The 10808-nt window shown below is 56.6% G+C and carries 9 protein-coding genes; 7 read left to right on the top strand and 2 right to left on the bottom strand.

The annotated features are described in order from the left end of the window. Positions 1 to 1044 (top strand): alkaline phosphatase family protein (locus AB4043_RS11505; protein WP_442307094.1); only part of this gene is annotated, 1044 nt, incomplete at its 5' end. 123 nt (positions 1045 to 1167) lie between these two features. On the opposite strand, the gene AB4043_RS11500 is transcribed toward AB4043_RS11505, so the two are convergent. Next, positions 1168 to 2019 carry a hypothetical protein gene (locus AB4043_RS11500; RefSeq protein WP_442301206.1) on the bottom strand — a complete coding sequence of 284 codons (852 nt, stop codon included), beginning with the start codon at positions 2017 to 2019 and terminating at the stop codon, positions 1168 to 1170. 161 nt (positions 2020 to 2180) lie between these two features. On the opposite strand from AB4043_RS11500, the gene AB4043_RS11495 reads away from it, so the two are divergent. From AB4043_RS11495 to AB4043_RS11470, 6 genes are all read left to right on the top strand, one after another. Beyond that, entirely contained in the window at positions 2181 to 3332 is a 1152-nt protein-coding gene (locus AB4043_RS11495; protein ID WP_442301207.1) for a tetratricopeptide repeat protein, read from the top strand. Between the two features lie 62 nt (positions 3333 to 3394). Further along, the gene (locus tag AB4043_RS11490) at positions 3395 to 4486 is read left to right on the top strand and encodes a nucleotidyltransferase family protein (RefSeq protein WP_442301208.1); all 1092 of its coding nucleotides are present in this window, start codon (positions 3395 to 3397) and stop codon (positions 4484 to 4486) included. Positions 4487 to 4645: 159 nt separating this feature from the next. Continuing rightward, on the top strand, positions 4646 to 5368 hold the full coding sequence (locus tag AB4043_RS11485; RefSeq protein ID WP_442307093.1) for a dolichyl-phosphate beta-glucosyltransferase: 723 nt from the start codon (positions 4646 to 4648) through the stop codon (positions 5366 to 5368). Positions 5369 to 5819: 451 nt separating this feature from the next. Beyond that, complete coding sequence (locus tag AB4043_RS11480; RefSeq protein ID WP_442301210.1) at positions 5820 to 6614, top strand: energy transducer TonB; 795 nt, start codon at positions 5820 to 5822, stop codon at positions 6612 to 6614. A gap of 90 nt (positions 6615 to 6704) precedes the next feature. Further along, complete coding sequence (locus tag AB4043_RS11475) at positions 6705 to 7694, top strand: hypothetical protein (RefSeq protein ID WP_442301211.1); 990 nt, start codon at positions 6705 to 6707, stop codon at positions 7692 to 7694. Between the two features lie 16 nt (positions 7695 to 7710). After that, positions 7711 to 9003: a cation:proton antiporter gene (locus tag AB4043_RS11470; RefSeq protein ID WP_442301212.1), complete on the top strand. Its 1293-nt coding sequence runs from the start codon at positions 7711 to 7713 to the stop codon at positions 9001 to 9003. Between the two features lie 13 nt (positions 9004 to 9016). Here AB4043_RS11470 and AB4043_RS11465 read toward each other — a convergent pair whose 3' ends face one another. Next, positions 9017 to 10714, bottom strand: coding sequence for a multicopper oxidase family protein (locus AB4043_RS11465; RefSeq protein ID WP_442301213.1), 1698 nt, complete (start codon positions 10712 to 10714; stop codon positions 9017 to 9019). Positions 10715 to 10808: the final 94 nt, after the last annotated feature.

Below are 10808 nucleotides of genomic sequence, written 5' to 3'. Positions count from 1 at the left end.
ACCCAGGGGCTGGCTCTGGATCCCGGCAACGATGACGGGCTGCCACAATTGCAGATTCCCACCATCTTCGCCAAGTTGACTGCTGCCAATGTCTCCTGGAAGCTCTACTACACCGTGACTCAGGGGGGGTGTCTCGATTCTGACGACTGCCAGAGCCGCGGAGCATCCGCCGTATACCCGGCAACAAACTTCTCGCAGCTTGCGGACTCCTATACCTACCTCCACTCGAATCCGGGTACTTGCGCTGCTCCGACCCAGCCATCGAGCGTCGTGGGTGACTCGTCGAACTCGTTCTGCATCGACCCGACACACATCGCGCCCCTGTCCTCCTACTACACGGACCTGGCAAACGGAACATTGCCAAGTTTCGCGTTCATCGAATCCGGGTACGGGGTAAACGACGAGCATCCTGGTTCAGGGCAGTCAATTCTCGCCGGACAGCAGCAGGTGGCGAAGGTCGTAAATTCCCTGATGACGAGCTCCTCCTGGATGAACTCCGTCTTCTTCCTGGCCTACGATGAAGGCGGCGGCCCGTATGATCATGTGCCTCCGGTTCCGGGACATTCGAATGACAATACGGACCCGATGGTCGGCAGCATCTCGGTTGGGAACATTCCGGACATCAACTCCATCTCCGTAGACCCAGACACGTATTACCCCTGCCTGCCACCTGGGGGAACGCCTACTCTGCATTGCGATCTGCGGTCATCGCAACCCGGCGCGAACCCCAGCGACGCACCGGCTGTTAACGGGTTCAAAGCGCAACTAGGCTTCCGGGTACCCAATATGGTCATCTCTCCATACGTCCGGAAACACTATGTCTCTCATATTCCGATGGATCACACGGCCATCCTGAAGTTCGTGCAGAGCCGTTTCCTCGGCGCCTCAGAGCACCTCACGGAACGCGATAAAGCTCAGCCGGATTTGACCGATTTCTTCGACTTTACCGGCGCTCCCTGGGCCGCACCCCCGACACCGCCAACTCCTGTGTCGCCAGCTTCACTCGGATACGATCCGTGCACACCGACGAACTTTGGACCGTAGTTCTCACTAAGCGCAAACTCAGAGAGGGAGCCGGACCGGCTCCCTCTCTGAGTTTTGGACTAAGGATTTCAATAGAAAGGAAAGATCGCAACCGCAAACAGGAATGCGTTAAGGCCTACTTTTTTACTGAGTCAGGATGTCTGTCGCGTTGTAACGAGTTCCGTCAAAGCGTGTCGTGACTTTTACCAATCCCCCTTGATGCAGCTGCCGGGTTATTTCGAAGCGGGAAGGGTCGAATGCGATATCCATTGGCGGATGATCTGAGGTTGTCGCGATAGACATTCTTCCGGCCCGAAGGTCTACAGATAGAAGCTCACCGCGGAAGACGAACTCTGCACCCGGAACCGCAAGCACATCAATTCGATTAGCTTGCCCCATACCGTTGTTCCCGGGTCGAAAGGCGACATCGACGATTGCGTCGGGGATCAGATCGGCCAGGCCCGGGCTTGTTCTGGAAAACGCAGCCTGGCCGGTTCGGGCGACCGGCGTCCCAGCGGGTACGGTGATTGTCACCGTGCTATCGATATTTGTGCCGCGTATCTTCAATTCACCCGTGCCGGCATTGAAACCGACGACCTGACCCCGTAGCTGCCCTTGGGGCGTATTGGAAAGGACATGAATACGGACGGCAAAGATGGAGGTTCCGTCCAGTCTCGTCTCGATCGATGCGTGGTCCGCGGGACCCAGGTGCAGTACCGAAATCTTCTGTCCGTTCTGATAGAGCTGCGTCCGCTCGTCGAAAAGGATTTTGACCGTGTGACTGCCCCCACTGCCGGGCACCTTCAGGGCAAACTGGTCGCGGATAAGGTCGACATTTTCGATTTGCCCGCCCATGACCGTGCTGCGCCCTGGCGGCGCCGAGGGTAAGGTCGTCCTCGACACCGTCTCAGACGGCGGAAGCAACCCTTCAGGAAGAGCTTGACCGGAAGCGGCAGTTGCACAGAAGGCCAGCAGACCAAGGCACGAAACACGCATGACGGTGAGATGCTTTGGCGGGCAGCCAGGTGGTCTGGGTATGGTACGGGCAACGCCCTGAGTTACATACTCACTTATGCAGGAAACCCTATGTCTTGGCCGTGAATCTAACTGGCGAAGTTGCGGAAGTGTGTCAACTCTCCGAAGCAATGGATCATCCTATGAATCGCAAACATTTTTGGGTTGTGCTTGCTGGTGTTCTCGCCTCGCCGTTTCTCGCAGCGCAGCAGTACATTCGCATTACGATTCCGCGGCGCGCCGAATTAACTCCGGTGCAGCGGCTCAATCGCGAGGGCGTGGATCACGTCGTAAAACATAAGTATGAGAAGGCAGAGGCACTGTTTTACAAAGCCTATCTCTATGACCCCTCCGATCCTTTTACGCTGAACAACCTGGGTTATGTGTCCGAGCTCCAGGGCCAGGTCGATCGCGCGGCCGAGTATTACCGGCTTGCGGTAGAGCAAGGATGCGAGGCCGTAATCGATCGCAGCAGTGAGAAAGACCTTAAGGGCAAACCCATGATGGACGCTCTCGGCACGATCAAGAACATGCCGATGAGAATCAATCGCATCAATATCTACGCGATGCAGTTGCTGCAGCAGAATCGGGCTTTCGATGCGGAGGCCGTGCTGAAGCAGACCCTTTCTCTGGACCCGAACAATCCGTTCACGCTGAACAATCTTGGCATTGCCGAACAGGCGACGGGAGATCTGGAAGACGCCCTCAAGTACTATGACGCGGCAGCGAGAACCCACTCGACGCAAAAGGTGGTGGTAGCTCTCGATAAGTCATCGCGGGGAAAGCCCATCGGTACGCTCGCTGCTGAGTCTGCCGAGAAGCTTCGTGCACGTATGGCGGATATGGACATCCATCAGATCCGTGCTCACATGTTCACGGTACGAGGAGTGTCGGCGCTCAATAAAGAGGATTGGGCTACCGCCCGCAGCAATTTCGAGCAGGCCTATGCCGCGGACCCCTCCAGCGCGTTCACTCTCAACAATATTGGCTATCTGGCGGAGCGGGACGGCGATCTGGAGACGGCTGTCGCTTATTACACGCGAGCCCGCGCTGCGAAGGATGCGGGGGAGGCCGTTGGCATGGCTAGTCGTTCAGAGGCTGAAGGCCACCGCCTCGCCGAAGTAGCGCTCCAAAGCCGGCAGGATGTCTATCAGGCATTGAAGTCCCGAAATCCCTCTCCCGCTAGCCCCAGTGAACCCGTCGAACTCATACGGCGTGACGGCAGCCCGGAACCGCCGCCGTCTCAACCGGATAATCCAGAACCGGCGCCTTCCAGCGCGCCGTTGCCTCGCTAAGCTGCCCTCTCTACACGCAGCCCACGATCAATTACACGATCAATCAAAGGATGCTCCCAGGAATGCCTAACTCTCGTCTGCCCGGTAACGCAAGTGACACCATGGACATACTCTCTCGACTGGTCCTATCGCCAACGGCGAGTCTGTCTTCTCTCATCCCCCGTCTGCAGATGAGCACGGCTCAACTCGATGAGCTGGTGTCGCTGGCGCATGCCAACCACGTGGTCGTCCGCGGAATGGAGGCGTATCGGAGTTTGATGCTCCAGGCGAACGATCTTGAACAGGTTCGGCGTGCCGATGAGGTCATCGCGGCTGAGCGTGCCCGCATCGCACATGCTACGGCTTATCTACAGGCCATCTGTGCCGCGTTTTCTGAAGCCGGTCTTGACGTAACCGTCATTAAGACCCTGGATCACTGGCCTGACTTTGGAAGCGATATGGATTTGTATACGAACGCGGCTCCCGATGTCGTGCTGGCCCTGATGCAACAACAGTTCGAGGCAACCATCGCGTCGCGCAGCTGGGGAGATCGCCTGGCAGGGAAGTGGAACTTCGAGATTCCCGGACTGCCGGAGGCCGTCGAAATCCACATGTGCCGCCTTGGACAGACGGGGGAACATCTGACACTGGCAGAGAATATTCCAGCGCGGTCACGAGCGGTGGAGTTTGATGGGAAAAGGTTTCGTGTACCGTCGCCTTCAGACCGGATCATGATTTCAACTTTGCAGCGCATGTATCGCCACTTCTACTTCCGTCTGTGCGACATCGTGGACTCTGCAGGGCTGGTAGTCTCCGGCGCGCTGGACTATGAGGACCTGAGACGTTCCGCGCAACAAAGCGGAATCTGGGAGGGGGTTGCAACCTACCTCGTACTGGTCTCGGATTACGTCTGGAAGTACATCGGCTCCCATCTTGTACTGCCTGCGTTTGTACGAGATGCCGCCCGCTTTGATGGAAAGGTCATGTACTGCGGGAAGAGTTTTCTCCGCGTACCCATCGTCCCTCAGTCGGCGGAGCTCTACAGACTGCAGTTGCTGGATACGTTCAGGAAGGGCGAAATCAGCAGCGGCGCCCGCCTGGGGCTTTTGCCGTGGCTTGCAACGGCTGCGGCAATCGGACACAAGATTACCGGTAGTGACAAGGGAATCTGGTGAACTCTTCCGGTTCGGCCTGCACAACCTTGTGCGGGTTTGTAGCAACATATATTGCACATGTATTTGGGACATGTGTGGTCTAGGGTAAACAGGAAAGTTATGTGGGCCGCACAGGTCATCTTTATGGAACGCTAATTTCCCTGTCTGGAGTTGGGCTCTATGTCCCATCCGTATCTCAGCATAGTAATTCCCGCCTACAACGAAGCTCACCGGATCGGCAACACACTGAATCTCATCCTGAAATGCATTGAAGCTCGTCAATGGGACGCGGAGTTGCTGGTGGTGGACGACGGTTCCACGGATCGTACGGTTCTACAGGCGGCGGGCGACGTCGTCTTGTTTACCGATGCAGATCTCTCTGCACCGAAGATCGAGGCGGAGAGGTTGATGGCTGCACTGGATGCGGGCGCCGATGTAGCCATTGGATCGCGCTGGCTTGAGCGATCTCGACAGACTGTACAGCAGCCGCTATATCGCCAGATATTCGGCCGTTGCTTCAACTTCGTTACGAGAGTCATGACTGGCCTCTCCTTCAAGGACACGCAGTGCGGGTTCAAGGCATTCAAGCGTGATGCGGCACAGGTGATCTTCCGCCTGCAGACAATCGAGCGCTGGGGATTCGATCCGGAGCTGCTGTTTATCGCCAGTAAGCTTGGCTACCGCATTGCGGAGGTTCCCGTTACGTGGGGACATGATGATCGTAGCCGTATCAGCTATCTCAGGGATGGCGCCAAGATGCTGGAAGAGATGGCGATCATACGATTCAATGCGGCTGCGGGCCGCTATAGCCAGGCGATCGCGGCGATGAGAGATACCAGCAACCTGGTGACTGAGCCTTCTCGTCCTATCGAGAGATCGAAACAACCTGCAATTGCCCAATAACGAATATGAGTCACTACCTATCGCCTCTCACGTATGGCTACTCGGCATGCGCGAGGGGCGTTCTTCTTTATCCGGTCGCACCTCAGCTCGATGACTGTATCTATGGCTGTAAGGATCTGGAGCACTCATGAGAAATGCAAATGCTGTACTCGAACCCAACAGGAAACACTCCTCCTCTTCATTGCATCCAATTACCCGAACGACATCCTGCGATAGCAGAAGAACTGAGGATGCAACTATCATGGGAATCTCGCAAACGTTACCTGCCTTTGATCGAACGCAACCCCAAGCGAAAAATTCTCAAGACTACAAGCTCTTGAGTGGCGATCTGTCCCAGGTTACCGAAAAGAGTGTGCTTGCTTCTCTCATGGAGAGCCTGCACGATGCTATAGCCCCACCGAAGGCGCCTCCCTTGTACACAACATCGAGGCCCATTGTTCTGCCCGATCGTATGGCAGTGAAACGAGATCCTCGGGCGACTGGCCTTGCCATTGCGATCAACTGCTTCGTACTTGTGGCTCTCATCTGGTTCGGCAGCCGGAAGATCGTTGCTGTTGTGACTCCAAGGCCGGTGACGACTCATGTCACCTTGGTCGACCCTCTACCGCCTCCTCCGGTACTACCTATCGCACCCCCGAAGGCGGTAGCGATGAGTGGTGGTGGAGGGCAACACACTCCAATTCCGGTCTCGCGTGGCAATCCGCCGAAGTTCGAGCCGAAGCCGACCATCATGCCGGCGGTACAGCCGACAGCGGCTCCTAAGATTACGATGGCGGTCCAGCCAACGATCAATGTTCAGGCAGATCTGAAGATGGCCAAGGCCGATGTGCCCAACCTGGGAATATCGAGTGCCCCATCAGTCGTGGTATCGGCAGGGAACGGGGCAGGTGCCGGATTGGGTGCGGGTTTCGGAAATGGTCTGGGATCGGGTTCAGGCGGTAATTTCGGCGGCGGCGTCTTCAAAGTTGGTGGCGGTGTCTCAGAGCCGCAGGTAATCTCTGCACCGGCGCCAGGATTCACGGAAGAAGCCAGGCAGGCGAAAGTCACCGGAAAAGTCATTGTCTATCTGCAGGTAAGCCCCGATGGGCGCCCCATGCATGTTCGCCTTGTCCGCGGCTTGGGGATGGGGTTGGATGAAAAGGCTTTGGAAGCTGTTCGTCAGTACAAGTTCAAGCCGGCCATGAAGGATGGACACCCTGTCACAGTTGAGATGAACGTAGAAGTGAACTTCCAGATTTTGAGTTAGGGCCTACGTATTTGGAACGGTTTTAGTAAGAAGGACGGCATTATGAAGTGTTCGAATAAGCGAAGCTTTTGGTTAACATTCTGCACGGGAATGTTGCTGACTCTTCCTTATCAGGTTCCCGCGGAGACGTGCACGACACAATCAAAGATGCAGCCGGCCGAAAGGAACGCTCTGGCGGATGCCTCATTAGCTCTGGCCCGGAAGGTTCAGGCAAACGACCGGCCTGGCGTGCAAGCTGCGACTATCCCGGAGTTCGCGGCGAACTTCAGCGGCATCGCCAGTGCGATCACTACCGCGTCTCCGAAGCTTGCAGGGAAGAACGCTGAAGTGGAGCAGGTGTATATGCTCGATGCGAGCGGTAGCGCGCGCAATGCGGATGGCACTTTTCCGAATGCCGAATTCTTCTGCACACTCAACGGTCGTAATGCTGAGGCCGATTTCAGTATTCCTGGATTGCCGCCGGGGCGTTACGCGTTTGCGATGGTGGATTTTGTAGGGTCTTCTCCTTGGACTCTCTCCATGTTGTTGCGGCAGGATGGCGCAGGTAGCCCCTGGAAGCTCGCAGGGTTATTCCCGAAGGAGAGCTCGGCGGCCGGTCATGATGGCTTATGGTACTGGCGCCAGGGGCGAACGATGGCGGCCAGTAAAGAGCTTTGGGTAGCCTATATCTACTACCAGCAGGCCAAACAGCTACTTCAGCCCGCCGTGTTTGTATCCAGTACTCATCTGGAAAGCCTTCGCTCCGAGTCAGCGAGCGCTCTGCCTCCGGAGATTGCCAATGGAATCGGTCCGGATACACCCCTGGTTGTCAACGGTGCTGACGGTACGGCGTTCCGCTTCTTCTCTGTCGCTCCGGACAATGGCCTTCACGCAGATAAGTTGGATATCGCCATTCATATGCAGATGGATCCGTCCATCACGGATCCGGCTGTCGCGCAAAAGCGAAACCGCGACGCCATGAGTGCATTCTTGAAACTACATCCTACGCTGCGTGAAAATTTTCGCGGGATGTGGGTCTTTTCGGAGGCTCCGAATCGGCCGGCGGTCACGACCGTAGCAGCCATGAACGAGATTCACTGATGAGACCTTGCAGGCAATGAGTAATTCTGAACTGACCCAGGTTCTGTTTCTTCTTTTGCTATTGGCGGGACTGGCCCAGTTGCTGGGATGGGTCTTTGTCAAACTACGGCAGCCTAAAGCAGTTGGTGAGATCCTCGCCGGCGTCATCCTGGGAAATGCGGTGGCCGGCCGCATTCCTGCTGTCGCGCACTTCATCGACAGCGCAAAACATCAAGGCAGTGTGCTGGATTTCGTCTATTGGCTTGGCCTGCTCTTACTCATGTTTCTTGCCGGAGCGGAGACCCAGCAGCTCTTTACTCACGAAGAGCGGCGCGAGGTCGGTTGGCTGACGATTGTCGGTACGGGCCTCCCATTCCTGTTGGGACTATTCTTTGCTCCCTGGGTCATCAAGCCGTCGTTGCTCGGTCCGAACGGTAATCGAATCTCGATCACCATCATCCTGGCTGTCGGCGTCGCCGTTACTTCAGTGCCGGTTGTCTCGAAGATCTTTGCCGACCTGAAGATACTGCACACGCGTTTTGCGCGTTTGGTGCTGGGCGTGGCCGTGCTCGAAGACATCGTTCTGTGGCTGGCGCTGGCGGTTGCCACTGCCGCAGCAGGGAAGGCTGCCTTGGACATTCGGGGGCTGTCGTATCACCTGATCGTGACGGTAGCCTTCTTTATCCTTGGACTCACCCTGGTGCCGCGGCTGGTCAAGCGATTTAACAAAGCCAGCTTCAACGTAGTGGCAAAGTCCTCTCCGACCGGCTATGCCGTTGCCGTATTACTGGCTTACTGTGTCGTCGCCGGAGTTCTGCATATCAGCATGGTCTTCGCTGCGTTTCTCGCGGGTTTTGCGGTCGTCCACAAAAAGCGTCGGCTCTTCGCGGATGCGCTGGAAGCCATCGGCAAGGTCTCCTTTGCCTTCTTCATCCCGGTTTACTTTGCGATCGTTGGCTTACGGCTGGACCTGATTCGAGGAATATCCTTCTGGATGCTGATTGCCTTTATCGTGGGAACATCAGCGGTGAAGGTATTGTCCGTTTCTTTGGCCGGGCGCTTCGCCGGGTTCCGTGGACTGGACCTCGTCAACCTCGCTATCACCACGAATGCGCGCGGAGGGCCGGGAATCGTCCTCGCCAGTGTTGCCCTCGATGCCGGCATCATCAGCGCGCAGTTCTATACGACGTTAGTTGTGGCCGCTGTCGTTACATCTCAGATTGCGGGTGTATGGCTGGATATCGTCGTCCATAAGGGCTGGCCGCTACTGGCGCCGAAGCCGTCTGCCGAGCCAGCGGAAGTATCTCTCGTGTCTACATCGGAGACCTGAGAATAGCAGCCGCTCATGACGTTTTCCCGTCCTGGCCGGGAGCGACAACAACGAATGGCCGCATCATGTCGTTGTCTTCATGCTCCAGCATGTGGCAGTGAAAGACGTATTTTCCGGTATAGCCTTCAAAGCGTGCAAGGATAGTCAGGATATCGCCAGGATTTACAGTGGCGGTGTCTTTCCATCCCTGTTCGTTCGCGCGTGGCTGCCTCGGCGAGCCGACCGGTTCGATCTTGCCGTTCATGCGGTAGGTGCCTAGATTGAAGCCTTGCCGGTGCAAGATCTGAAACTGAACCAGGTGCAGATGCATGGGATGTGCATCATCGCTGGTATTGATGAACCGCCACTTTTCCAGCGTCCCTAGCGTTACGGTCTCGGTAACAGGATCGTGATAGCCCTGTCCATTGATACGGAGGCCTGTCGATCGGCCTTGTGCGTCCATCTCCTCCGTGAGGATGAAGTCACGCGTGCGTATGGCTTCTCCTTCATCCAGCTTTGTAAAAGCTATGTCCTGCGGAAGGCTGAACGAGCGTGACGGTTCAGCAGGAAGGCTGACGCGGAACTGCATGAATTCCAGCAGAATGGGCCAGGTGGCGTTCAGCACATTCCACCCTGGATACGGAGCAGGAGCGTCGTTGCTGAGTGTCACCGTCTTTCCCGCGAGGGACGAGAAATCGACGATGAGATCTGCCCGTTCTCCAGGCGCCAGCTCCAGCTTTTCGAGAGCAACAGGCTGCGGCATAAGCCCACCATCTGAACCAATCTGATGAAATCTGATCAGGTGTGGGATATCGGTTGGACTCTTCGCCAGATTCAGGTACAGGTTCAGCACGCGAGAATTGGACGAGTTCAGCAGGCGAATTCTGTAAAGCTGGGGCCGGACTTCCACATATGGATAGATTGCCCCATTGACCACCGGAAGCTCTCCGAAAAACATCGGCCCCCAGACTCCCTTTGGCAGCGGAACGGCATCGTCCAGCGTGGGGGCATAGAGAAGCTGACCGTGTTCGTCCAGCGAACGGTCCTGCAGCACGAGAGGAATCTCGTATTCGCCGTAGGGCAAGTGCATGCTCAGCTCTTCGTCATCCCGCAACAGGTAGAAGCTCGACAGGCCGGCATACACATTCAGCCGCGTGATGCCGATGGCATGGTCGTGATACCACAACGTCGCAGCACGCTGTCGATTGGGGTACTCGTACCGCGCAGAGTGCCCCGGTGTGAACCATTTCTCCGGAAGGCCATCGCTCGACGATGGTACGTTTGCTCCATGGAGGTGAGGCACAGTTCTGACCTCGGGAGTTGGAGGCATGGCTCCATGGATGTGGGGATCGATCGGCAGGATATGCTGCGTTGGAAGTCTGTTTTCCCATTGCACTGCAATTGGCTTGTTGCGTCGCGCATCAATAACCGGCCCGGGATACTGTCCTTCGTAGCCCCACAGGCGTGCCGGAGGAAGCTGTGAATGCAACGGACGGGCGAACTCCGTCATCCGGATGCGATACAGGTCTTTCCCTCTCGTGCTTCCGTAGGGCGACAGTTGCGACAGCCTCGGCAAAGGGTCGATGTATCGTTCAAGGGTCGCGGGTGTCCGGTAGCCAGTCTTCGGAGAGCTCGGTTCTTTTTTCTGGGCGTGCGCCTCGTGTTTCAGAAAAAGCGCAGGCATCGATGCTGCCCATAGCTTCAGGAACTCACGTCTGTGTCTCTTCCCCATGTCTCCTCAAAACTCACGTCTGTGTCTCTTCCCCATGTCTCCTCAAAACGGTTCGAGCATTTTCCCTGTAGGTGTAGTGTAGGGCTTCCGTATC

Source organism: Terriglobus sp. YAF25, assembly GCF_052113305.1.
Lineage (GTDB): Bacteria > Acidobacteriota > Terriglobia > Terriglobales > Acidobacteriaceae > Terriglobus.
This window is presented reverse-complemented; position numbering and strand designations above follow the sequence as displayed.

Coding starts and splice junctions, on each gene's coding strand:
- AB4043_RS11500 (WP_442301206.1), bottom strand. CDS start 2,019: ATGCGTGTTTCGTGCCTTGGTCTGCTGGCCTTCTGTGCAACTGCCGCT.
- AB4043_RS11495 (WP_442301207.1), top strand. CDS start 2,181: ATGAATCGCAAACATTTTTGGGTTGTGCTTGCTGGTGTTCTCGCCTCG.
- AB4043_RS11490 (WP_442301208.1), top strand. CDS start 3,395: ATGCCTAACTCTCGTCTGCCCGGTAACGCAAGTGACACCATGGACATA.
- AB4043_RS11485 (WP_442307093.1), top strand. CDS start 4,646: ATGTCCCATCCGTATCTCAGCATAGTAATTCCCGCCTACAACGAAGCT.
- AB4043_RS11480 (WP_442301210.1), top strand. CDS start 5,820: ATGGCAGTGAAACGAGATCCTCGGGCGACTGGCCTTGCCATTGCGATC.
- AB4043_RS11475 (WP_442301211.1), top strand. CDS start 6,705: ATGTTGCTGACTCTTCCTTATCAGGTTCCCGCGGAGACGTGCACGACA.
- AB4043_RS11470 (WP_442301212.1), top strand. CDS start 7,711: ATGAGTAATTCTGAACTGACCCAGGTTCTGTTTCTTCTTTTGCTATTG.
- AB4043_RS11465 (WP_442301213.1), bottom strand. CDS start 10,714: ATGGGGAAGAGACACAGACGTGAGTTCCTGAAGCTATGGGCAGCATCG.